The following is a 25,374-nucleotide window of genomic DNA, read 5'->3' as shown; positions in this document are numbered from 1 at the left end:
TCCCAGCACAACTCATTCACTTATTATTATAGAGGCTCTAGAAAAATTATTCTCCAATTCGCTTTTTAAGTTTTTATATTCAGCAGTCTTTAATTCTTCATTGGTAATAAAGCTTTTCTTTATGGTTATTAAATTGCTAAATTCGGTTCCATCATTTTGATATTTACAGAACCTATTTACATATAACCAAGGAGAATTTATTTCAAAATTCAAATTTTCACAATTTTTAATTTTGATATCTTTTATTATCATATGGCTTTCCTTAGTTTTAGGAACACCAATAAAAAGATCTGACACTTGGTCAGAAGCTGTATTGACAACATCATTAAGCCAATTATCTCCTAAATTCAAAGCAGGTCCTAGATTTGTCTTAAAAATCTTATTTTTTTGCTGAAACTCATATTTGATTGTAAGATCTTCTACATTACGTAAAGTAAGGTCAGGCAATTCTAAGAACTTCTTTTCTTCTTCATCAAGATATACTCCACTAATCATACGAAAAACAGAATCCCTTAATTGCTCATTTGAATAATACAATCCAACCCCTGTTAAGCCTAAGGCTGCTTCCCCTTGCACGGTAAGCTGGCCATATTCATTTACAACATTATCTTCTATAGTTAATTCACTATGGGATATCACTTTTGAATTTTCACCTTGTACAGCAGGAATCTTTATGTAATCTGCTTCCTCAGAATCGAGTACTAGAGCGTTCCTATCAGCAATGTCTGGAAAAATACCCTGTGCCATACTGACGGTATTAGTTGGATCGATCCAATATATTTTTCCATCTCTATTTGTTACTTTGAGCATCACATGATTAAAATTACCCATATTAGGTAATGCTTCAGGATTAGAAGTGCTAGTAGTTCCTCTCATAACTAAAATAGGTTGAACTTTATAACCAAGTTTTTGCAGAATAGCAGCCGTGCTAGCAGAAAAGTCTTTGCAATCCCCGACTTGAGAATCAGCAATTTTCTCCAAATCTCTCGGAAAAAATTTTCCTGACACTGTACGCCAGTCTCCCATGTACTGAACTTTTTCATTCAATAAAGAAGTGACTGCATTAATTTTCTCCTCATCGGTACTCTCATTGTCAGCAAATTCTGCTATAGCTTCAAAAGTTGCAGGAAGCGGCTGATTGATAACGCTATGATATCCAGGAGCTAATTTTTTAGCTAAATCCTCCCATTCAGATAAGCTTGAAAGTGATACCCAAGTGTTGTGTTTTATGTTCAATATTCCATTATGTGGTTCATTTGTTGTGTTTTCATAAACTGCTTTCTTTAAAGCAATGCTTATAGAGTGTATATCATCATTTTTTTCCTCAGCGATTTCTAATACTTCTCTTGGATCATTAACTTTAATCTCCAGGGGTAATTCAGAATTGATTTTAGTATTTTCTGCTTGTAAATAATCCCCATGATAAGAAAAGCTCAAGCCATAAAAGTTATCAACAGGAACCTTTTTGTTAACTTGTTTATACCTTAAATATACTTCTGTACCAATTTCTATTTTAGGAAACGATATAGTTACTTGCCTTAGCTGATCGAAGCCTTTACTAGGACTAGCTAGCGGTTTATCCTCTATCATGTCTTCAGTGACTATATATTCCTCTCCGTTATAAGCTGTTTTAGCTTCTAAAACAGTCAAATCTGCACTATCATCATTGTAGATTAAACTATACAGAGAAAATCTATCACGCCCAGACTCCTTGAGTATTTTTGCTTGTAGTTCTACTTCCGTTTCGTAGGTACCATCTCTATTAACATTAATGTTAACATTAGAAAACTTAACCTCGACAGAAGCATCTTCGTACTTACTCCACCTTGCTTCAGCTGTCGAAGCTACAAAAAATGCTAACATTGCTAAGTTAAAGACAGCTTTTAAAAACCTCATTTTTTACTTACATTTATTGAAAAATCATTCTATTATATCCGAACAACACTATCGGAAATGTAAGACTTAGTGTGTTCATATTACTTAGCGACGCGCTTACCGATATTATATGCAGCGATTACAAGATAATCAACTTTTTTGCTTACAATTTGCTAGAAATAGCGGTAAAGACTATCTAAATCTTTATAAATGCCTTACTTTGCAAAATTTTTCATCACCAAATCTTATGATGAACTTTACAAAAATATCTTAAATTTCATTTTATAAAGTTTGCATTTCTTGATAAAAATGTTTTAACATTAAGCATTTCTTTAATATTTGTATTCTTTAAGTAAGTATATGTCTAAGATACCATTTTTATTGATTTTTATACTTGCAGTAGCAAGTTTACCAGTAATAAACAATTGGCTTTCACACCGCAGTCAGAACTTAAATGATGATTATATAGGTGAGAGATTGGATAATTACATCAGTAAAAATTTTGATAGAGTTCTAAAAGCTCTCCAGGAAGAGTCAGCTAAAAATAGTTATGCTAATGCAACCAAAAATAAAATTTCTCAGCATAAAAATGAAATATTCGACTCTACTTATCCTTACTCAGGAAATGAAAATAGCAATATCATAGCTGTAGGTTTTTTTGACTATTCTTGTGGATATTGCAAAGCTATAAAGAACGATGTAAAACAATTGATCAATGATGGCAAAGTTAAGTATATCTTTAGGGATGCTCCAATACTTGGTAACAATTCTTTAAAGGCAGCAAAAGGTGCTTTAGCAACTTATTTTATCGATAAAGAAAAGTACTTAGATTTTCACTATGCTGCACTAGATCACAGAGGAGAATTTTCAGACGAAACTATATTAGATATAGTAAAAAATATAGGGATCAACGAGAACGATTTTAATAACTCTATGAAAAATAATGCAGACAAAATTGAGCAAATGATAAACAACAGCAAACTTTTAGTAAGGGATCTAGGAGTAGGCGGTACACCTTTTTTGATAATTGGAGATAGTCTTTTTGTAGGAGCAACTGATTTAAATGTGCTACGCAAAAAAGTGGATGAGTTAAAAGATTAATAAATTCCCTGCTTGACAGCATAAGAGAGTTTAAGTATAGTTAAGATATACTAAGTAACAATATGTATAGGCTACATATTAGTTCAAGAAAAGTAGGTGATGTTTGCTTGCAACACAGCACGACCTTAAGTAATTAGCCTTCCTAGGCTGATTAATCTATTAAAATACAATCATTATTTTGGAGTTATAACATGAGAGATTCTAACTATGTAAGAGAGCCAATTGCTCTTTTTCAACAAATCAAAGAAAATAAAAAATCAAGTGATTTATTGCATAATCTAAAGAGCGCTCATCCTGAAAAGCTAAAAATAGGAGCTGCTATAAAGACAGGGGATTGCTTTTTTGACTCTGTGGCTCAAGGATTGAATGAATTAAACATAAAACCTGATTATCGTTTTACTGCAAAATCATTAAGAAAAGACTGCGCAGATTATGCTAGAGCAAACAAAAAGCCAGATCAGTGGGTTTATAAAGCGGTAATAAGAGATGCCGGAGAGTATTTCGTACCTCAAAAAGATCCGGATGGAGAAGTAATAAGCGAAAATGGACTTAATAAGCAAGACAAGGCGAAGTCTTTTTTCAAATATTTAGAGTATATTACTAATACACATACAGCTGACGCACCTATATGGGGTCGTCCAAACATTGAAGGTAGAATGATATGCGACAAGTACAAAGTGGAACTTTATATTTATTCAATAGAGGAAGATAGTCAAAAAGTTACGGTAACTAAAATTACAGCACATGATGATGATCCAGAAGTTTTTATACAAGATATAAATCTCAATCAACTAGAGATAGATAGTAGCAAAAAAACTGTAGGAGTAGTGAATTACATGAGGCATTTTGTGCCACTTCTTAGCAAAATCCCTTCTGATATAACAGAAAATCAATCAGTTTCTAATGAAGAAATCTTTGGTGAGGTTACAGAAGCTTCTGCTTCTGATCAATCAGAGCAAGAAGAACAATATAATATCAGAACTAGCAAATCAGCAATTGTGCAAGATCATGAAACACAAAAAGAGAGAATTAATACCAGCGCTAGTGAGCCAATTCATACAGATACAGTAATTACTATTTCTCATCAACAAGGGCAAGAAACACAACAAGAGGAAATAGAAAAGAAATTAATCAATAGTTACAGAAGAGAAGCTATTTATAGCATAGCTGCTGTAATAACAGCTATAGCATTCACAGCATCTGCTATAGCTGCTGTTTTTACTCAACCAATGCCTTTAGCATGTCTTGCTGGAGTTGCTTTAGCCATTGCATGTGTTTGTGTATATCAGTTAACGCAGAGTCATCAAGACATTAACGAACTGAAAGGTAAGGTAGGAGAAAACAACACCTTTACTTTTCTAGAAGAAACGGGATTTAAAATTTATAGCCTGATTGATAAAGCAGCTTCAAAAATTTAAGATCTTTCCTACTTCATCTATATCAACTCAACTTTATTTTTACAGGAGGGCATATGTCATTTACAGAAATTAGATTTCCAGAAAATATATCTTATGGCTCTACTGGAGGACCTGAATTTTCCACTGACGTTGTAACAACTCATAATGGTTGTGAGCAGCGCAATATCAATTGGTCTCGTGCACGTGCCAGGTATAACATAGCTTATGGAGTTAGGTCAAACGAGCAGCTAACAGAACTCATAACATTTTTTCAGGCACGAAAAGGTAAAGCAATAGGATTTCGTTTTAAGGATTGGTCAGACTTTACCGTTATCAATCAAGAAATTGGCATAGGAGACGATAAAAAAACGATCTTTCAACTGATGAAAACTTACATAAGTGGAAAAGACAAGCATACACGAACTATTAAAAAGCCAGTGCATGATACAATAAAAATTTACCTAGATGGTGAAAAGACAGAAAAATATTCAGTGAATTATTCAACTGGAGAAATAGCATTTATGAAACCACCAGCAAAAGGCAGAATAATTACTGCAAGCTTCGAATTTGATGTACCAGTACGATTTGATACAGATTACCTAAACGCTTCTATTGATAACTATGGCAGCAATAGCTGGAACAATATTCCCTTGGTGGAAGTGAAATAAAGTTAAAGTATGCTCCATAAAAGTTAAGCGATACTGAGGCTCATATTTAAATGAGCCTTGCACATTTTAAAGTCTATCGCCCATTACAATGTTCCACACTCGAAATTTGAGGAAATTCTAATGTAGTGTTTTCTCTTTCTTGTAAAATAGAAAGTTTTAATAATTCTTTTAGAACTAACTTTACAAGTGTTGTACCATTTTCCTTAAAGAGGTAGTCCATCCTATTGGTTTTCTGTATGTGATTGACAAAATTTCTAGCTTCCTCATTAAAAGCCTCGATTGTGTTGATACAAGATAATACTAAATCCGAGCTATTTATTGCTAAAATTCCATTTACGAAAATATCTAATTTTGTTTTATCTTCAGTCAAATCTTCAGCTAACCTATTTCTAATATCATCATTCTCAAACAAAATGTACTCTAGGTACGAAGCAGACTCAATAAGTATAAAGTCTTCTAAAGGTACTGATTCTAAACATTCGTCAATATAAGTAAGTATTCCAAACTCAGTAATACACCCTTCTTTTCTCACAACATAGCACTTAGGAAGACCACGATACATTGATAGCAAAGAAAAAAGACGTATTATACTTGTACCTCTATCTTTCATTTCCTCGAGAAGCTTTCTATCATTTATTAGTTTGTGCAAAATGTAATCCGTAGCAGGACCTGGTTTACGAAAACGAAACATATTATTTTCTGCAAAAATAGCCTCAGCTAATTCGATAGACTTTTTATCCTCATCTATAAAAGCCTTTTTGTCTCTATTTAACCGTATGATTTTAGCCTTGCTATCGCTGCGTAGTCTAGTTTGCCCTATTAGCCTCTCAAATATTTCTGTCTTCATATATATCTTAATATAGTTAATATTAATATTAACTATATTAACTATATTAAGAAAAATAAATGAAAATGTTAATAAATATTATACTTTTATAAAAAAATAAAAGTCTTTTTATATTTGTATAAGTATATAAAAGGTTTGATTGTTGTAAGTTATCTAAGTGCTAGAGTCTAATTAATAAGTCTGCTTGAAGCCGCTCAGTGTTTGTACAGTTGTACCTGCGCAACTTGCTTCAAAATTTCTGCTTGTTGCTGAGCATGGATATTAGCATAACCACATGCAGGAGATGCAGCAGCAGGTCTTGCAATGCACTTAGGTCTTTTTGCTTGAGCATTGAGGCCAGACAATACCTCTTCTATCAATGGGTTGACAAAGAACCATCCTCCCATATTTTTTGGTTCCTCTTGACACCATATAATTTCAGCGTTCTTATATTTTTCGAGTTCATTGTTTAGTTTATCGGCCGGGAATGGATAAAATTGTTCTAAACGCACTACTGCTATATCGTTTATTTTTTGTGCTTCAAGCATTTCAATTATGTCGTAATAAACTTTACCACTACATATTACAACTTTACGTATTTTATCACTTGCAACTAAACCTGTTCTACACTCTGGAATTACCGTAAGAAATTTTCCTTCAAAGTCAGAAAGGTTAGAAACTGCGCTTTTATGACGCAATAGTGATTTAGGTGTAAACACCACTAAAGGCTTACGAAAATCTCGATTAATTTGTCGGCGTAAAGCATGAAAATAATTCGCAGGAGTAGAGCAATTAACCACCTGCATATTATCCTCTGCACAGAGCTGCAAAAACCTCTCTATACGAGCAGAACTATGCTCAGGCCCCTGCCCTTCATAACCATGAGGCAAAAGTAGAACTAGACCACTTGACCGCAACCACTTTGTTTCTGCAGATGAGATAAATTGGTCGATCATAATTTGCGCGCCATTTGCAAAATCACCAAACTGCCCTTCCCAGAGCACAAGTGAATAAGGAGAATCAAGGCTATATCCATATTCAAAACCCATCACAGCATACTCAGATAGTGCGCTATCTATAACTTCAAAGCGAGCTTGCTTCTCACTTATGTTGTTCAGTGGAATAAACGTTTCTTCTGTTACTTGATCAACAAGTCTTGAATGACGGTGCGAGAAGGTACCGCGACCAGAATCTTGTCCTGACAAGCGCACTCCTATTCCTTCTTTAAGCAATGACGCGAATGCAAGACTTTCACCAGTTGCCCAGTCTATGTTGCTACCGGAATTTATACTGTCTATTCTGCCATCAAGTATTCTTCTGACTTTATTATTGAGATTAAAACTACTTGGAATATTGCTATTTATGTGTACACCCAATTTTTTTAGCTCATCTGGTGAAACACCAGAGTCCGTATAATATTCACTCAAATCGTTCAACTTTGCTCTCCTGAGTTTTAACCACACTCCATCAAACCAGTCAGCTTTCTTCGGAGTATAAGTCGTTGACTCAGTAAGGCTTTTATCCAATCTTGTTCTAAATTCGCTGCGTAATTTACTTACTTCATCGCTACCTAGCACTTTCTCTGCAGTCAGCTTCTCTTCGTACAGCGTGCCTGGAGTTTTATGCTTTGATATTGCTTTATACATAAGTGGCTGAGTAAAATTTGGCTCATCGCCTTCATTATGGCCATATTTGCGGTAGCATATTATGTCAATCACCACATCCTTTTTAAATTTCTGCACATACTCCATTGCCAAATTCGCAACAAAACTCACAGCTTCTGGATTATCTCCATTAACATGAAATATTGGAGCTTCTATTGATTTTGCTACATCAGTGCAATAAAAAGATGAGCGTGCACAATTAGGATTTGCAGTAAAACCAACTTGGTTATTAATGACAATATGCACGATACCACCAACTTTATAACCTTCAATGTTGCTCAAAGTCAGGGTTTCAGCAACCACTCCCTGCCCGATAAAAGCTGCATCACCATGAATTGATATGCCAAGCACAGATCTCGTATTTTGTTTTGCTCTTACTCTTCCAGCTAGAACCGGATTTACCGCCTCAAGGTGAGATGGGTTAGGACATAAACTTAAGTGTATTTTTTTACCACCAGCAAGTGCTCGATCAGAAGAGTAACCAAGGTGATATTTGACATCACCAGACACCTCAAGACCACTTGGATATGCAAGGTTGCCTTGAAATTCAGACAGCATTGCCGCATAATCTTTTCCCATCACTTTGGTTAGAACATTGAGCCGTCCTCGGTGGGCCATACCAAGAACTATTTCTTCAATACCAAAAGCTGCAGAATCACTAATAACTCTTTCAATTGCAACAATGGCTGACTCCCCACCTTCGATAGAAAAACGCTTATATCCAGGAAATTTCATATGGAGAAATTGCTCGAACATCTCAGATTCAATCAAGTGCCTTAGTATTTCTTTTTTATCCTGAGGGCTTAGCGTATAGACCTGATTTTCAATTTTCTCCTGCAGCCAAACTCTTTCCTCATAAGAGGAAATATGCATAAATTCAAAACCGATATTCTTGCAGTAAATATCTCTGTAGATTCTAGTGTCACTTGTAGGAGAAAGATTCAAGTATTTTTGATAATCTATTTCCTTATTTACATGCGGTGATAATGGATTTAAGTCTGCAAAAAAGTGACCATAAAATCTGAAAAAATTTGCTAAATCATCAACATCTACCTTAGCTTCATTCTGTGCCCTGCAGGGTTCTGCTTTATTAACTTCTAAATTGCTCGAAAAAATTCTGTGCCAATCTTCTCCAATTGATTTATCGCCTTGCAAGTAACGGCTATAAATTTCTTCCACAAATTCGACATTATCGCCATAAAGGCAGCTTAAATTCGACATAATCACTACAAAAGATATCAAATACTTATAAGTATAACTTAAGTTTTTTAAAAAAGAACTCCTTTAGTTTCTAATTATTAAGTTATACAAACACTGTAATCCGAGTTTTCCAGAAAGGGTGTCATTCTAGACTGACATCTAATCTTTCCATAAATGCTGTATTTCAACATAAAACAACTATACTCATCAACTTGTGCCCAATCATAATTCCTAGATTCCAGTGTTAGCTACTTGTTTTTTGGATTTCTATACTATTGCTGATTGAAGATTATTGAAATTTTTTGCACATTAAGGAACGCAAGCGTTTATGAGTCAGAGGATAAGTCATATAACATTTACTCGGTCTTAATACTTTGAATTTATATTTAAGTAAACGATAAACAGTAATTGGTATGAGTGATCTATTTAAAAGTGACAATTATGATAAAAATCTCAATTCTTTGATAAGAGTCATAAAGCTGAAGGATACAAAAAAAATTAATGAACAATATGATGAAACACTGAAAGATTTATCTCAAGCTCTGAAGAATTTTACAAACAACGCAAAAGATGTAGCCAAATTTGTTATATATAGCGACTTGAATAATTATGTAGAACCTTTGAGCACAAAGCCACTCGGTTTTATTGGAACATTAAAAGGGATATTAGATAGAGTCTTGGGAAAAGATATTCCAACTAATGATAATGACATAAAAAATTTTGTTGGTGATGAATTATCAGGTTTCACTATAGAAAAAGCAGCCGAATACACAAATATTTTAAGTACAATTAATCTATTCAAGAAAGGACTTAAAGAAATTTTAGATTCGAAACAGAGTGGAAAAGGCAATAAAGAACATAAATCATACGAAGTAAGCACGGAAAATAAAACGACATCAAAGCAGAAGGAAGATACTCCTAAGCTGCAAAAAGGAAAACAGCCGGCAGGAAAATCAGGTATGAAGAAAATAAAACGGCCAACAACGGCACCTCCGCCACCTCCTACTGCCTCAAAAAAGGTACACTTTAAACCAGAAATAGAGAATGTATCTCCTGAAGATTCAGGCTATGAAAGTTCATTAAGTGAAGAGTCTGGAAATGAGGAAATATCAAATTATCAAGAGAAAAGTAGTAAATCTTCAACAAAAGATTCGGAAGACTCAAAGTTAGCTAAAAAGGAGCCAACTCACAAAACGAAACCTAAGAAAAATGCAGGAACAAGAAGAGGATATAAAAAGAGACAGGCTCCAGAGCCACCAGCGCTAAACGCTACCAATCAAGAAATTAAGCAAGAAACTAAAGAAGATAAATCTGAAATACTGTCAAATCCTAAAAGGCTAGATATTGTTGATCAACAAGTGAGCACGAAACCAATAATAGTAGAAGTGACTTCGCAAAAATCAGCTGAAAGTAAACCAATCCTGAAAAAATCTGCTGATAAAGCATCATCAGAAGTAAAAGCGGTTATTATAAAAGAAAAAGTAAATAGCAAGAAGGACGGTAGAGTAAAGTCAATAGTAGGAAAGTTTGAGCAAAATCAAGTTGCTAAGAGCAAAGCCACCCCTGCAACACAAGCAGATATCGGTATGAAGAAAGATCCTGCACCATCGCAAGAAACTGCCTCCCAATCTCACTCATTTCCGGTAGGAAATAAAAGATCTAAAATGAACCCCATAACAGCAAAGTCCGATTCTAAACTTCCGGTTAGTAAAAAACCTCTTCTCACTCATGTTAGTGTAAAGAAAATAGCTGCACGATTTGAAAGCCATGGGAAGAAATAGTTGTAACCTATTGAACAAACCCTATAATATCCTTGATCTTTTTTATATTGTTATTTGCAATCTCTGCTGCTTTTTCTGTACCTTCTTTTAATATTTTATGTAAATGGAGCTGATCCCTCAAAAGACCGTTCAACTTCTCACGTATGGGTGATATAACACTGATGATTAAGTCAGCTAACTCTTTTTTAAAGTGTTTCATATCATGTTTATTCACTTCTTCACACACTTTTTCCACATTTAAATCACTAAGCACTGAATAAATGTTTACCAAATTGTTTACTTCTGGACGGCACTTTAAAGTAGCAAAATCAAAGCCTAGAATTGAATCTGTTTTTGCTTTTTCTATTTTCTTGACAATCAAGTCATCTGTATCGTCAAGGTTAATGCATGAGTATTCTGAAGAATCAGATTTGCTCATCTTGCTTGCTCCATCTCTTAAGCTCATTATTCTTGATGTGCAATCCAAAGTTAAGATTTCAGGTATGATGAAATGACTACATTTATAATGATTGTTAAAAGCTGATGCAATATCACGTGCAAGTTCTAAATGCTGTTTTTGATCATCGCCAACAGGAACATATTTAGTTTGATACAGCAATATATCCGCAGCCATAAGTACTGGGTAGCTATATAACCCAAGAGAAGCTTTTTGTCTATCGCTTCCAGCCTTATCTTTAAATTGAGTCATACGATTAAGCCAACCAATTGGTGTATAGCACCCTAGCAGCCAGCCCAATTCTGCATGACCACTAACTGCGGATTGATTGAAAATAATCGACTTTTCCGGATCTATTCCACATGCAATATAAGTTGCTGCTGCTTTAAAAATATTATTTTTTAATTCATTTGCGGGAAGCTTATTTGCTGTGATTGCATGCAGATCAACAACACAAAAAAGAGATTTATATTTATCCTGCAAGCCTATCCACTGCTTAATTGCACCAAGATAATTGCCCAAGTGTAATACTCCACTTGGCTGAATACCTGAGAAGACAACTTCTTCCATACCTTGAGTGTTTTATTAGTTACTTTCGCAATCAGCAGATTTTTTAGAAAGAATAACCATTGCAGGACGAAGCAACCTATTTTTAATGGTATAACCAGTTTGTAGTACTTCTACAATAGTGCCAGGCTCTTTTTCATTATCTTCTCTTTCCACAACAGCTTGATGTAAATTGCTGTCAAAAGAGTTACCTATTGGATCTATTTCTTCTATTCCATGTTTTTTTAGATCACTCACAATCTTTTGGTGCGCCACTTTTATTCCTTCATGAATAGGATCACCATCTTTCAAGTTTTCCATTGCTTTTTTTAAATTGTCACAAGAGTCGATCATATCACGTGCAAATTTTGTGACTGCATAATCACTTGCATCACTAATTTGCTTTTGCATTATACGTTTAACGTTTTCATTATCCGCAACAGCGCGACGTAAATGATCTTCAAGCTGAACTGCACGTTCTTTTAATATATTAAGCTCTTCACTTAAATCACCTGTTTGCTGATCTTCTTGATCATCCCCTTTTCGTTTACTGACCATATCTGCAAATTTCTTTTTTTTCTCTTTATTACTATCTGACATATCATTCACCCTTACAAACTTAATAAATATATAACAATCAATCTAAAAATATCAAGCGTTAGCTATCCTTGTCTTTCTATGCTTGCATTTAAAAAGTCAATCAAAGCAGTTTTATAAAGAGAATCAGAAAAAGTATCAATATTACTTTGCGCCATATTAATATAGTGTTTAGCTTCTTCCATAGAAACATGAATGGCATTATGATGATTAATATATTGTAATGCTTGGTCAAAATTGTGTCTAGCTGAAGAAAAAGATTTCTCCCAGAATTTTTGTTCTGATGGACTGCCTTTTTCATATGCTATAATAGAAGGTAAAGTAACTTTACCTTCAAAGAAATCTTTTCCAAGTTGCTTTCCTAAAGTGCCTTGATTAGCAGTATAATCTAGCACGTCATCAATTATTTGGAATGCCATACCAAAATTAAACCCGAAATTCCTTAGCCTCTCTGTTTCGTCACTTGTGGCTCCAGATACTACTGATGCAGCCTCGGAGCATGCAGAAAATAAAGATGCTGTCTTTTCTCCAATGATATTAAAATAATTTTTCCTAATTGTGTTAGGGTCAAAACGCGTTGTCATCTGCTTTATCTCACCCTTGACAAGCAAATTAGATGCCTTAGATAAAATAGAGAGAACACTTAAATTCCCACATTCTATAAGCCATCTAAATGCTAAGGTCAATAATAGATCACCAACTAAAATGCTTGATTTATTCCCCCAAATTTTATTTGCTGTTGCAACTCCATGGCGTGCCTTACTTTCATCAAGCACATCATCATGAAGTAAAGTAGCGTTGTGTATAAATTCTACCGATGCAGCAATGTTGACCCTACTCTCTCCAGAGTAATTCAGCATTTTACACATAATAAAAATGAGCTTAGGCCTTATCTTTTTTCCTCCTGAATTAATAAGATGAGATGTAATATCGGTAGCAAGCTTAGTACCTTCATCATTGACATTTTTGAAGATAAAGTCATTCATAGCCAATAAATCAGAAGATACAATATCATCTAATTTACTACTTTTTGTTAAATCAGTGTTTAGCATTTAAGAGGACTTATGCTTCTTGCCCTTGTACTTTCTCAACTTTTTTCTTTTCTATTTTTTTCGATTCTGTTTCTAAATCTACTATGCCTTTTTTAATGAACCACATTACCCTTTCAGTTGCTTGCGCTCCTACACTTAGCCAATGTTTTAATCTATCAGCTTTTACCACAACACGATTTTTATTGTCTTTTGGCAACATTGGATCATATTGTCCTATTCTCTCAATAAAGCGCCCATCTCTTGGTGCTCGTGAGTCGGCTACAACTATCCTATAAAAAGGACGTTTCTTTGCCCCAAACCTTGCTAACCTTATTTTAACTGCCATGTCAACCTTTATTCATATATTAATTACAATTTAAATACAATAAACAGCTCAAGTCAAACTAATTGTACCTCTTTTACCTAAAAATACAATATAGCCCCCTCTAATCACTCATAAAAGGAAGATAATAAACTTTTTTATATATCATCAATCATAGCATGATTAACTTCTACTCTATACTTTGATTTTAGATAGCTAATTAACTGTTCCTTTAGCGATATCATCACACGTTTTCCGGTGTCAAGCATGTTTAATTTACCATTTGATGAATGCATTTGTTTTAGAACGCCTATTATAATTTCATTATTGTATTGAATAGGATCTGTTACCGAATTAGTTGTTTTCATATTGAAAATCTCTTCTATGAAAGAAAAAGGGTAGTTTTGTTCATTGCGTTGTATTTGCCGGCCTTTAACCAATTTTATACCTTGCATTTCTTCCAAATCTGTCTTTTCTCTTAGTTGAACTGCTACTTCTTGTCCCATTTTAAACATTCTTTCTTTTATAAATTCACTACGCCAAAGCTTTATGGCTGATTCCCTACTTTCTTCAAAATTTTGTAATTTAGGAGGAACGATATCACTGATTTTTACACCAACAACAGTATCTCCAACACCCTTAAAATAACTCTTCTGATCTTTCTCGCGTGAAAAAATGAAAGAAATGAAATCACTGGAATTTCCTACTTCATTACCACTTTGGTCTTTTCCACTAGCATCTACTGGACCAATGGTTTGTATAGGTAAATTGTAATTATTGGAGATTTCTTCAATCGTTGCACCATTGTATATCTTATAATTCACTTGATTTATGAAATCATTGACTTTTTCAAAAGACTTTTGATTGGTTAAAACTGACCTTATGTCTTTTTTTAAATCAACCAAGTCTTCATCAGAGATTTGATGTATGCTTTCTACCTTTATTACGTGCCATCCAAAATTGCTTGTTAAAACTTCACTTACTTCACCTGTTTTGAGAGCAAATACCTTTTCTCTCATATTTTCAGGTAAGAAATCCTTAGTTATATTATTTACTCTGGTTTCATCGAGTTTCACTTTATTAAACTCTTCTATTATTTGTTCAAAGCTTGCTTTACTTTCTTCAAGTGCTCTTCTTGCTATTTCAGCTTTTTCTTTGGTAGGAAATATCACATTGAATATGTCTCTTTGATTTTTAAGTTCCTGATGTTCTATTATACTATCAACCTCTTCATCTGAAATTCTGATTTGATCTTCAAAATATTTTTGATCCAGAGAAATGTATTGCGCAGTTCGATACTCAGGGTAATAAAAATTGGACTTATTTCTTTCATACAAATCAAGTAAGGCTTGATCATCTGGTTCAGGAACGTCTGTAATTGCATTCTCAGTTATTTTAACAATATCAACTACTCTAGTTTGGTAGCGATTTTTGTATATCTGCTCATCAACACTCTCACCAAAAGTTACCGGATAATTATCTTTAAATAACGAAGTCATGAACATCATTGCAGGCAGGATTTTCTCTAGTTTTTCTATATATTCCTTTTCTGTTATATGCAGGCTATTTAGAGTTTGATGGAATTTATTATGGTCAAATTCTCCTTTATCGTCCTGAAAGTACTTGGTATTTTTTATGTGGCTTTTGATAGATTCTTCTCCAACTTTTAATCCAAGTTCGCTAATTAGGTTAAACAATAGTTTTTGCTCTATAAGTGCGTTAAGTAAATCATATTTCAGCTTTTTTACTTGTTCTTTACTTACATCAGATCCAGAAATTTGCTTTTTATAATTTTGATATAGTAATTTATATTCATCTGATGTTATAACTTCCTTTCCTACTTTAGCTAATTCTTTCCTTTCATCATCATTTGATAAAAGATTGCCAATCCCCATAAAGATTAATAAGCAAACTAAAAGGAGAACGATTGCCTTGGTAAAAAAATTTCTAATACTCATTGTAAACTTAGTTAACTAACACTTAAATTTAGAATAGCAATAATTTAATATTTGTAAATCTATTAACAAATTAGCTAATATATGTAATATTGTAGTGTATTAAATTGAATGGAAGCTTATATTAACCTAAGAGCCTGTAAGTGATCTCTGAATATGGTAAGATGAGGTATAGTTGACATGAGGTAAAGTATGAGGAATACATATCCAAGTGACATAAGTTGTGAAAAATTCGAAAAGATTAGACTAATTTTAGAAAGCGTGCGAAAGAAAACAAAGCCAAGAAGATTAGGTTTATATGAGTTATTTTGTGGTGTGCTTTATGTACTAAAAAGTGGCTGTCAATGGCGAATGCTTCCAAAAGAGTTTCCAAGATGGCGAAATTTTTACGATTACTTCAAGAAATGGAGTAAAAAAACGAATGAAGATAGAGAAAATGTTCTAGAAATTGTCTTTAAAAAAATTGGTTGGAGAGAACAGTGGTCGAAATACCAAAACAAGCTTCTGCATCATTGATGCCCAAAGTGTAAAAAATACCGATACTGCTGAAGAAAAAGGTTATGATGCTGGCAAGAAAATTTCAGTAATAAAGCGTCATATCGCAGTTGATACACAAGGTTTGACACACGCAATTCATATAACAACGGCAGAAATAACTGATCGTAGCAGTGCTTTGACAATGGTTAAAAATGCTAAAGAAAGTCTCTCTGAAGTTAAAAACATACTGGTTGATGCAGGCTACACTGGAGAAAATTTTGCAACACAGATAAAAGTAACTATTGGTGCAACTGTTGAGGTGAAGCACCTTTGCTGTATTGCCAAAAAGATGGGTTGTTGAGAGATCTTCTTTTGCCTGGTTGGAAAAATGTAGGCGACTTTGGAAAAATTGCGAGCGTAAATTTAATACTAGCCTACAAATTTGCTTTTGCTTCTTTCCTCTTCAAAAGATTATGAACAGGTTCTAAGAGATAAGAAATATAAACCAAAAAGCCATTGGATGACAAAGTTAATGCTTTTTTAGTTTTAATGGTTTATATTTTATTTCTATAACAGCAAAGGAATATTAAAATGGGAGATGTTTTTTCGATGTCAATGGAATCTTCTAAAGACAATAAAGATAGAAATGAACAATTTCTCATGCAAGTAGCTGCTTGGTTGGTTGATAACACTAGCTTAACTTTTGATCAAATAGCACAATGTTGCAAGTTATCCCTTGAAAAAGTACAAGACATAGCTGATGAGGAAATAGAAGTTGAAAAGTATGACCCTATTATTTCTGAAATAATTACTGAAAAAGAAATCGATAATTGCAAAAAAAATCCAAATCGTGTACCAAATTTGATTATAAAAAATATGAAAAAAAGGGCAAAGACGATTAGCTTTCTTGCCTTTGCTTCCACAGCAAGGCGTAGAGATAAACCTAATGCGATTTATTATTTGGTAAAAAAATTTCCTATCTTGAACAATAATGTAATAGCTAAGCTAGTTGGTACAACAAATTACACAGTTGAGCAGGTAAGAGATAGATCTCATCATAACATACTCAATATCAAACCTCAAGATCCTGTACTACTTGGTTTATGTAGCCAGGAAAATTTAGAAGCGGAAGTAGAAAAAGCGAAAGTAGAAGAAGAGAAGAAACAAAGATTAAAAAATATAAATAATAGCTATTGATGATTCTCAAATTCTTGTACTTTGTTAATATTAAATTAACTTGACTTGTTAGTTTTTATCAGTATAATGCAAGTAAAGTATCTAGTTTAATAATAATTAAGTCTAAATACGCACTGAAAACTAGCTCAGCCTAATTTATTGTTTTATATTCACATTTTAGGTTAGTAAGCATCAATTAAAATTTTTGGAGGATTATGACAACAATCAATGAAGATGTCTTAGCAAAAGGAGGGGTTGTAGGTCAACCTGAAAAAAGCGAACAAATTCATAATGCTGACGCAGTAAAACAAATGACCAGTGAAGGTGATGAAAAAAACAAGAAAACATTGGACCTGAGCGAATTGAAAGAGAAAACAGCAGAAGAATTGTTAGAGCTAGCTGAAGAAAGAAAAATTTCAACTAGTGGTAAAGGCAATGGCAGGATGCTAAAACAGGAAATGATATTCAGTTTAATGAAGAAAATGAGTGAAGAAGGAGGCATAACCACAGGAAGTGGAGTAGTGGAAATATTGCCTGATGGTTTTGGTTTCTTACGTTCATCAAGTGCAAATTATGCTCCAAGTACCGATGATGTTTATATTTCCAATGGCCAAATAAAGAAGTTTAATTTACGTACAGGAGATATGGCATGTGGAGAAATAAGGCCACCTGGTGATAAGGAAAGATATTTTACTTTAACTAAGGTTCACAGTATAAACTCTACTGAAATCAGTGAATTAAGAAAGTACGTACATTTTGATAATTTGCTTCCACTTTATCCTGAAAAAAGCCTCATCCTTGAAAACAACAGTAGCGGAGATAATAAAAAAGATATAAACATGCGTGCTGTAGATATAGTTACACCTCTTGGAAAAGGACAAAGAGCATTGATAGTTGCTCCACCTCGTACAGGAAAAACGATATTGCTTCAGCAAATGGCTCACTCTATAGCTACAAATCATCCTGAAATAGAACTAATAGTATTACTTATAGATGAAAGACCCGAAGAGGTGACAGATATGATACGCTCTGTAAAGGGTGAAGTGGTAAGCTCTACATTTGATGAACCTGCCTACCGTCATGTCCAACTTGCTGAAATAGTAATAGAAAAAGCTAAAAGAATGGTTGAACACAAAAAAGATGTAGTGATTTTGCTTGATTCTATAACTCGCCTTGCACGTGCTTATAATGCAGTCATTCCTTCGTCTGGAAAGGTTCTAACCGGTGGTGTAGATTCAAATGCGCTGCAAAGACCAAAACGCTTTTTTGGAGCAGCTCGTAATATTGAAAATGGTGGTTCTTTGACAATCATCGCTACAGCCCTTATAGAAACTGGTTCAAAAATGGATGATGTTATTTTTGAAGAGTTTAAAGGCACAGGTAATGCTGAAATTATACTAGATAGAAAACTTGCTGATAAACGTATATTCCCTGCTATTGATATTACAAAATCCGGAACAAGGAAGGAAGAGCTATTAGTTGATAAGACCATACTAAATAAAATATGGGTATTGCGTAGGATACTTAACCCTATGGGATCTGTTGAAGCAATGGAGTTTTTACGTGACAAATTACTTTTAACAAAGAGCAATGCTGACTTTTTTAACTCCATGAATCACTAAAAGTAAGCCAATTCTGATGGAGCAAAAAAGCAAAGCTCTCTTATAGCTAAAATAATTTGGATTTATCAAAATATATTAAGCTGGCAATCTACCTTAAGTTGCTATTCCAACTTATAGCACTGATTTTGATCAAAAATTTTATGTAGTCAGTTTATTTACAATCGATTTTCCAGTGTCAGCCACTTAGATGACATCTTTTTGACTCTTAATATTAATATCAATTGTGTACCAGTGTTGAAATGACCCACTCAAAAGGGGATTGTATTTACTCTGAATCAGATGATAAATTAGATGCTTGGTAAGCGTAATTTGGAGCTTCCTGTGTAATGATTATATCATGAGCATGACTTTCTCTTAACCCTGATGAAGTAATAGTGACAAATTTGCAGTTTTTTTTCATCTCTTCTATATTACGGTTGCCAGTGTAACCCATTGCAGCTTGCAACCCACCAATTAACTGACAGATCACTCCTGAAGCTGGACCTTTAAAAGGAACTCTTGCTTCTACTCCTTGTGGGACTAAATCAAGTTTTGAATCTTGAAAATAACGGCTAGCTGACCCTCGTTTCATTGCACTAATAGATCCCATTCCTCGATATTCCTTATATGCTCTACCCTTATACATGATAATCTCACCTGGGCTTTCCTCAGTACCAGCAAAGATTGAACCTATCATCACAGTATCAGCACCAGCTGCAATAGCTTTTGCAACATCTCCCGAATATTTTATTCCACCATCAGCAATTAGTCTGACGTTTTTTGTTTTACAAACCTCTGCAATATTCTTGATCGCAGAGAATTGTGGCATACCAACGCCTGTAACTATTCTGGTAGTACAAATTGATCCTGGCCCTATTCCAACTTTCACTGCATCAACACCAGCATCAATCAACGCTTCAGCAGCCTCCTTTGTTGTAATATTTCCGCCGATTAATTGCGTATTCGGATACATCTTTTTTATTTCCTTAATAGTGCTGACAACGTTCTCGGAATGACCGTGAGCGGTATCTACAATAACCACATCAACTTCTTCTTCGACCAAAGCTTCACATCTTTCTATACCGTCTTTTTTACCAGTACCAATTGCAGCGGCAACTCTGAGTCGACCTTTACTGTCTTTACATGAATTTGGATATCTATTGTATTTTTCGATGTCTTTAACTGTGATTAGACCTATGCAACAAGAATTTTCATCAACAACCAAAAGCTTCTCTATTCTATTTGCATGCAACAATTTCATTGCTGAGGCGCTATTTACTGCCTGCTCTCGAACTGTTACTAACTTATCTTTTGTCATTACCTCGGAAACTTTTATATTCATGTTCTGGTCTTCAATAAACCTCACATCTCGATTAGTTAAAATTCCCACTAACTTGCGTTGATCAACTACAGGAATGCCGGAATAATTATACTCTCTCATTAATGAAACTGCTTCTGCAACTGTTTTATCTGGGGAAATTGTAATTGGGTTATACACGATCCAGCTTTCATATTTTTTCACCCTTCTTACTTCTAACACTTGTTCATCTATTGATAAATTCTTATGTATGCAACCTATTCCACCATGTTGGGCAATAGCTATTGCAAAGCCTGATTCAGTGACAGTGTCCATTGCAGAGGATATGAGAGGGATATTTAGTTCTATATTATTTGTTAGATAAGTTCTTGTGTCTGCATCACGAGGCAATACATCAGAATAGGCCGGTAAGAGAAGTACATCGTCAAACGAATAACAAGCTTCCATTTTTTTCATATGCTTTATTTAAAGCTTATACGCCAATTAATGAAATTGCAATAGAGCTTTTGCAAAATTAGCCTGGCTCCAGCTATTTTTAGATCAAAATAGGATAGAAGAGGTATGTAGCTCCTAATATATTTATCGCATAATTATATTATTTGCTAGCAAACAGAACTGCTCAATAGTTAAGCTTTCTGGACGTTCGTCTCCACTCAGTTTAGCATTCTCAAGAGTAGTTGAGACATCACTAGTTATACTTTGCAAGCTATTTCTCAGCATCTTTCTTCTTTGAGCGAACACAGCACGTGTTAGCTTTGTTAAGGTTTCTAAATTTACTGCAAATCTCGGAGTGGGTAAAGGTTTTACTGTAATTACTGAAGAATATACTTTTGGTCTTGGAAAAAATTCCTTAGGTTCAATATCAAATTCCTTTTTTATGTCGCATAGTAACTGGCTTAGCACTGATAGGGAACCATAATCTTTAGAATTAGGTTCTGCTGTAATACGCTCTGCTACCTCCTTTTGGAACATTAACGTCAAATTCGTAAAAAATTTTATATTATTTAACCACTTTAAAAATAACGCTACTGAGATATTGTAAGGCAAGTTAGCAATGACTTTGACTGGACATTCTACCAGCTCTTTTTCTACAACATTAAGTGCATCTGCTTCTATAATTCTATATTTTCCCTGATGCTCATTTAGCAATTGTTCGTGATGTTTCACTAAACTACTATCTTTTTCTATAGAAAGTAGAAACTTTGGATTATATGCCAATATTTCTCTTGTTAACGCACCATACCCAGGACCAATTTCAATAACATTAAAATCTTTCAGGCTACCAGCTAAGGCAACTATTCTTTTTATTATCTCATTCGATAAAATAAAATTTTGCCCTAGACTCTTTTTTGGCTTCAGTAAAAATTTTTTCATATGATCTTAGTATGCAGTATTTTAAAAATTAGTTGACGAAAATTCATCAATAATTGTATATTGTCAGTGTATTTAATGCCGGCTTAGCTCAATTGGTAGAGCAACTGACTTGTAATCAGTAGGTTGTCAGTTCAAGTCCGACAGCCGGCACTCTCATTCATATAAGAAAAATTGATGTCTTTTTTAATAGTAGCAAATTGGAAAATGAATGGAACACGTTCTTCATTTGTTGACTTTATAGGCAAACTTAACAACAAGAGCAACGAAATTACCTCTAAATTAGTAATTTGCCCTCCTTTTACATCATTTCAAAGCAATATAGAGTTGAACAACAATATTAAAATAGGAGGACAGAATTGCCATCATAAAGAGTTCGGTTCTTACACAGGTGAAATTAGTGCAGGAATGTTGAAGGAACTAGGATGTAGTTACGTAATACTTGGACATTCTGAAAGGGCTCATGAAAAAGATAGTGAAATAAAACTTAAATCGAAAACAGCAATAGAATCAGGATTACACCCAATCATCTGTGTAGGTGAAAACTCAGAAGATTATAAAAATAAAAAAACAAAAGAAGTAATAGAATATCAATGCAAAAACCGTTTGCCAACACAAGGTGAATATACCATAGCATACGAACCGATATGGGCAATAGGAACAGGAAATGTGCCAAATAATGACGCAATTGCTGAGGTGATAGAGATAATAAAATTGTGTACTGGTAAAAAACACATTATATATGGTGGCTCAGTCAGCTCAGAAAATATAGGAAACTTGCTCAGTATTCCAAATCTGTTCGGAGTTTTAATTGGTAGTGCAAGCTTAGATTTTGATCACTTTTATCAAATTATACAACAAGTCAAGAAAAAATTTTCTCTTAATTAATTCTAAAGGATAAATACTCTTATTGTCATGGCAAGGGAGTTGGCAAAATGTGTCAAGGAGTTTTCTATTGGCTAAGGTTGTGACAATAAAGTTAAGCACTGCCAAAAACTATGGAAGAAGTCATTATAATTTGTATTATATCTTTATAAAATGGTTCGCATAAGTTATCTAGAAGTGCAACTAAACAAATACAAAAATCAAAGTGTTGCGGTTTTCGGCCTTGGTAAAACTGGTTTGTCCGTTATTAATGCTCTAACAAAAAGCAGTGCAAAAATATATGCATGGGATGATAATAAAGAGCAAATAGCAAATGCAAAAAAGATATATAAAGAGTGTAACTTTACTCATCCCAATGGGTATAATTGGCATGAGATAAGCACACTAATTTTGAGCCCTGGAGTGCCAATACCAACGCATTGGGTAGTAAAACTTGCAAGAAGCTTTGACTGCAAAATAAAATCAGACATTGAGCTATTTCTTGAAACTAAAACTACAAATCAGAAGGTTATAGGCATTACAGGAACAAATGGCAAATCAACCACCACGTCACTAATAGGGCACATATTAAAATCCACAGGGAAAAAAGTAGCTATTGGCGGGAATTTAGGTGTGCCTATTTTGGATTTAGAAAGAGATGCAGAAATTTATGTAATTGAATTCTCCTCTTTTCAATTGGAGCTAATAAATAAAATTAATGTAGACATTTCTGTATTGCTAAACATCACACCAGACCACATAGATAGACATGGAAGTATGAATAACTACATAGCAACTAAATTAAAACTGATAAACAGTAGCAAGATTGCCGTGATAGGATGTGATAACAAAATTACCGCTGATGTATTCAATAAATTCACTGGGAACAAAATTCCAATTTCAGTAACATATTCCCTGGTGTCATTCCAGCGCGTGACCAGAAAAGAAAAACCATTGCCAACTACCCAGATGACAGAGGGTAGTGCAAGAGATCTAATATCATTGGCAGATAACAATTTGCTTGATTATAGTGAACAGATTACTGGTATAGATCGAAATTATCTGGATCCCAGTGTCAGCTACTTGGATGACAAAAGGAGTGCTGAGATTCAGGAGATCTCGCTAAAACTAGAGAATCACAACTTATCAATGAGTGATATGAAAGTAAACCTAGTATCCAATGTAGAAAATATAGTAGCTGCACACGCTGTGTGCAAGTTACTTGGAGTAGATAGCAGCACTATTGTCAATGAAATCAAATCCTTTCCAGGGCTAAGACACAGAAATGAATTTCTTGGCAAAATACATAATGTACTTTTTATCAACGATAGCAAAGCAACCAATGCAGAATCGACCGAAAAGGCAATTTTATCTTATAAAAACATATACTGGATTGTTGGCGGAAAAAGCAAAAAAGGCGGAATAGAATCATTAAGCAAGCATTTCACCAAGATTAGAAAAGCTTTTCTTATTGGAGAATCAACTGAAGTTTTTGCAAACATTATGGAGAACAAAATAGATTATATGAAGTGCTATAATCTAGAAAACGCATTTAAACTGGCTTTTGAAGAGGCCATAAATAGCAAAGAAGAAGTAGCGATATTACTTTCTCCTGCATGTTCTTCTTTTGATCAGTGGAAAAATTTTGAAGAGCGCGGTGAAGCATTTTGCAGAATGTTTGAAAATCTCAGGTATAATTATATGTGATGTTTAGTATAATATTGTATGGAACAAAAGTTAATAGTAGATGAGCTGATTAAGGTTGTTCCATTTGAAGGAATAAGTGATGCAACCTTATTGAAAGTGTGCACGAACCTTAACCTAGCCAATAGTTTTTGTAAATTTCAAAATGGAATATATAGTGCTTTGGAGTACATAGCAGAGGACTTAAATAGCTCAATGGAAACTGAACTTTGGAATTCCAATTTAGAAGATATGAAGGTAAGAGAGCGGATAAAGTTAGCTGTCCAAATACGCCTTTCAAACTATGCTAAGTTACAAAATTACAGAGAGTTTTTAAAAAATGTTTTATCATTCTCTATATTACCCCAAAATACATATTTTTCTAGTAAACTCTTGTACAGAACTGTTAGCGCGATTTGGTATGGCATTCATGATCAATCAACAGATTTTAACTACTATACAAAAAGAGCAATATTAGCTGGAGTGTACTTAAGTACGATACTTTTTTTTATCAATGATTATTCAGAAGATTTTGCAGATACCCTGTCGTTTCTTGACAAACGTATCAACAATGTCATGACATTTCAAAAGTTTAAAACCCGTTTGAATAGAATGGTAAGAAACTTCTTATAGCCTCTTTACTTATACGAGTTACTCGTATTTATACCTAAAGCTGCCTTGATTTTTATGTTAAGATAATTGACATCCACTAACAGTGAGCTTAACAAAGAACTTGATTGAAAGCAATACATTAGAAAGTAGTTTTGCTGGAAACTTGAAGTAGACAGAATTGATACACATAAAGCTGATCCATGTACAAAAGTATCTGTTCAGATACACGACTAATGCTGTGTGATCCATAGAGGTTATTACAATAAGAATGTAAGATCAAATAGAAATTTGGATTTGCAGTAGTTTATAGACCTTATTACAATTGCAAAGGATAAATTCTAGGGTTAAACTACGTCTGAGTTGGATAAAACTATACAAAGAGTTGGGTCATGCAGGAAAGGTATGTCAGCATTATGGTATTTCACGTTTTACCTTACGTAAATGGTACAAACGTTATGAAGAGTTAGGTGAAAAAGGATTAGTAGATCTCAGTAGTAAGCCTAAAACTTCACCTTTGCAAAAGATCAATGAATCAGATGAGCAGCTTATTCTTCATCTAAGACAAACTAGAAAGCTAGGGGCAAGGCGTATTCAAACCGAGTTAAGACGTCTATATGATTTATCCTTGTCATTGGCTACTATACACAAAATTTTCAAAAAACATGATGTAAGTCTTCTGCATGTTAAACGTCATTATCGCAAACAGGTCAAGCGTTATAACTGTAAAGTACCTGGAGAGTGTGTGCAGATGGATGTGTGCAAAATATCGTCAGGGCTTTATTCAGGAAATTGTGGACTTTAATATATCGGATTTAGTAACTTCAATAAATTGTGATATCTCTCTTACAGATTCATTCAAACTTAATTAAGTGG

20 protein-coding genes, 1 tRNA gene and 1 pseudogene are annotated in these 25,374 nt (G+C 34.0%); 12 read left to right on the top strand and 10 right to left on the bottom strand.

The annotated features are described in order from the left end of the window. Nucleotides 1–12 precede the first annotated feature (12 nt). Nucleotides 13–1,896 carry a DUF3857 domain-containing protein gene (locus OPR37_RS01670; RefSeq protein ID WP_007301951.1) on the bottom strand — a complete coding sequence of 628 codons (1,884 nt, stop codon included), beginning with the start codon at nt 1,894–1,896 and terminating at the stop codon, nt 13–15. A gap of 339 nt (nt 1,897–2,235) precedes the next feature. Here OPR37_RS01670 and OPR37_RS01665 point away from each other — a divergent pair, with 339 nt between their 5' ends. From OPR37_RS01665 to OPR37_RS01655, 3 genes are all read left to right on the top strand, one after another. Next, nucleotides 2,236–2,976, top strand: a complete 741-nt coding sequence (locus OPR37_RS01665) for a DsbA family protein (protein WP_149168950.1) — start codon at nt 2,236–2,238, stop codon at nt 2,974–2,976. Between the two features lie 191 nt (nt 2,977–3,167). After that, nucleotides 3,168–4,394, top strand: a complete 1,227-nt coding sequence (locus OPR37_RS01660; RefSeq protein ID WP_264684962.1) for an OTU domain-containing protein — start codon at nt 3,168–3,170, stop codon at nt 4,392–4,394. Between the two features lie 53 nt (nt 4,395–4,447). Next, a complete protein-coding gene (locus OPR37_RS01655; protein ID WP_213863777.1) occupies nt 4,448–5,041 on the top strand; it encodes a TIGR02217 family protein in 594 nt (197 codons plus the stop codon). 73 nt (nt 5,042–5,114) lie between these two features. Here the strand turns inward: OPR37_RS01655 and OPR37_RS01650 are convergent, their stop codons facing one another. Continuing rightward, nucleotides 5,115–5,888 carry a hypothetical protein gene (locus OPR37_RS01650; protein WP_213863778.1) on the bottom strand — a complete coding sequence of 258 codons (774 nt, stop codon included), beginning with the start codon at nt 5,886–5,888 and terminating at the stop codon, nt 5,115–5,117. A gap of 194 nt (nt 5,889–6,082) precedes the next feature. Continuing rightward, nucleotides 6,083–8,752, bottom strand: coding sequence for a 2-oxoglutarate dehydrogenase E1 component (locus OPR37_RS01645; protein WP_007301957.1), 2,670 nt, complete (start codon nt 8,750–8,752; stop codon nt 6,083–6,085). A gap of 392 nt (nt 8,753–9,144) precedes the next feature. Here OPR37_RS01645 and OPR37_RS01640 point away from each other — a divergent pair, with 392 nt between their 5' ends. Next, entirely contained in the window at nt 9,145–10,512 is a 1,368-nt protein-coding gene (locus tag OPR37_RS01640; protein WP_007301958.1) for a hypothetical protein, read from the top strand. Nucleotides 10,513–10,519: 7 nt separating this feature from the next. On the opposite strand, the gene trpS is transcribed toward OPR37_RS01640, so the two are convergent. From trpS to OPR37_RS01615, 5 genes are all read right to left on the bottom strand, one after another. After that, nucleotides 10,520–11,518, bottom strand: coding sequence for a tryptophan--tRNA ligase (trpS, locus tag OPR37_RS01635; RefSeq protein ID WP_019236630.1), 999 nt, complete (start codon nt 11,516–11,518; stop codon nt 10,520–10,522). A gap of 15 nt (nt 11,519–11,533) precedes the next feature. Further along, entirely contained in the window at nt 11,534–12,094 is a 561-nt protein-coding gene (locus tag OPR37_RS01630) for a nucleotide exchange factor GrpE (protein ID WP_007301960.1), read from the bottom strand. A gap of 62 nt (nt 12,095–12,156) precedes the next feature. Continuing rightward, nucleotides 12,157–13,143 (bottom strand): polyprenyl synthetase family protein, encoded by a 987-nt coding sequence (locus tag OPR37_RS01625; RefSeq protein WP_214303271.1) that lies wholly within the window; start codon nt 13,141–13,143, stop codon nt 12,157–12,159. A 10-nt stretch (nt 13,144–13,153) separates the two neighbouring features. Beyond that, nucleotides 13,154–13,468, bottom strand: coding sequence for a 30S ribosomal protein S16 (gene rpsP, locus OPR37_RS01620; protein WP_006015540.1), 315 nt, complete (start codon nt 13,466–13,468; stop codon nt 13,154–13,156). 134 nt (nt 13,469–13,602) lie between these two features. Next, complete coding sequence (locus OPR37_RS01615; RefSeq protein ID WP_052264647.1) at nt 13,603–15,402, bottom strand: peptidylprolyl isomerase; 1,800 nt, start codon at nt 15,400–15,402, stop codon at nt 13,603–13,605. A gap of 189 nt (nt 15,403–15,591) precedes the next feature. On the opposite strand from OPR37_RS01615, the pseudogene OPR37_RS01610 reads away from it, so the two are divergent. From OPR37_RS01610 to rho, 3 genes and pseudogenes are all read left to right on the top strand, one after another. Continuing rightward, nucleotides 15,592–16,364: pseudogene (locus tag OPR37_RS01610) on the top strand (IS5 family transposase). A 103-nt stretch (nt 16,365–16,467) separates the two neighbouring features. Then, the gene (locus OPR37_RS01605) at nt 16,468–17,073 is read left to right on the top strand and encodes a cell cycle transcriptional regulator TrcR (protein ID WP_007301964.1); all 606 of its coding nucleotides are present in this window, start codon (nt 16,468–16,470) and stop codon (nt 17,071–17,073) included. 194 nt (nt 17,074–17,267) lie between these two features. Further along, entirely contained in the window at nt 17,268–18,674 is a 1,407-nt protein-coding gene (rho, locus tag OPR37_RS01600; RefSeq protein WP_264684961.1) for a transcription termination factor Rho, read from the top strand. Nucleotides 18,675–18,939: 265 nt separating this feature from the next. Here the strand turns inward: rho and guaB are convergent, their stop codons facing one another. After that, the gene (guaB, locus tag OPR37_RS01595; RefSeq protein ID WP_213863782.1) at nt 18,940–20,427 is read right to left on the bottom strand and encodes an IMP dehydrogenase; all 1,488 of its coding nucleotides are present in this window, start codon (nt 20,425–20,427) and stop codon (nt 18,940–18,942) included. A 123-nt stretch (nt 20,428–20,550) separates the two neighbouring features. Continuing rightward, nucleotides 20,551–21,345 carry a 16S rRNA (adenine(1518)-N(6)/adenine(1519)-N(6))-dimethyltransferase RsmA gene (rsmA, locus tag OPR37_RS01590; protein ID WP_019236635.1) on the bottom strand — a complete coding sequence of 265 codons (795 nt, stop codon included), beginning with the start codon at nt 21,343–21,345 and terminating at the stop codon, nt 20,551–20,553. A 77-nt stretch (nt 21,346–21,422) separates the two neighbouring features. Between rsmA and OPR37_RS01585 the strand changes: the two genes are divergently transcribed. From OPR37_RS01585 to OPR37_RS01565, 5 genes are all read left to right on the top strand, one after another. Next, nucleotides 21,423–21,495 (top strand) — tRNA-Thr (locus tag OPR37_RS01585). A gap of 24 nt (nt 21,496–21,519) precedes the next feature. After that, complete coding sequence (locus OPR37_RS01580; RefSeq protein ID WP_264684960.1) at nt 21,520–22,230, top strand: triosephosphate isomerase; 711 nt, start codon at nt 21,520–21,522, stop codon at nt 22,228–22,230. A 150-nt stretch (nt 22,231–22,380) separates the two neighbouring features. Further along, entirely contained in the window at nt 22,381–23,913 is a 1,533-nt protein-coding gene (gene murD / locus OPR37_RS01575) for a UDP-N-acetylmuramoyl-L-alanine--D-glutamate ligase (RefSeq protein WP_264684959.1), read from the top strand. Nucleotides 23,914–23,931: 18 nt separating this feature from the next. Beyond that, nucleotides 23,932–24,522, top strand: a complete 591-nt coding sequence (locus OPR37_RS01570) for a COQ9 family protein (RefSeq protein ID WP_052264643.1) — start codon at nt 23,932–23,934, stop codon at nt 24,520–24,522. Between the two features lie 301 nt (nt 24,523–24,823). Further along, nucleotides 24,824–25,303, top strand: coding sequence for a helix-turn-helix domain-containing protein (locus OPR37_RS01565; RefSeq protein WP_250147192.1), 480 nt, complete (start codon nt 24,824–24,826; stop codon nt 25,301–25,303). The last annotated feature ends 71 nt before the right edge of the window (nt 25,304–25,374 follow it).

Source organism: Wolbachia endosymbiont (group B) of Lycaena phlaeas (assembly GCF_947251875.1).
Classification (GTDB): domain Bacteria; phylum Pseudomonadota; class Alphaproteobacteria; order Rickettsiales; family Anaplasmataceae; genus Wolbachia.
The sequence above is the reverse complement of the archived record's forward strand: the minus strand, read 5'-3'. Positions and strand labels throughout refer to the sequence as shown.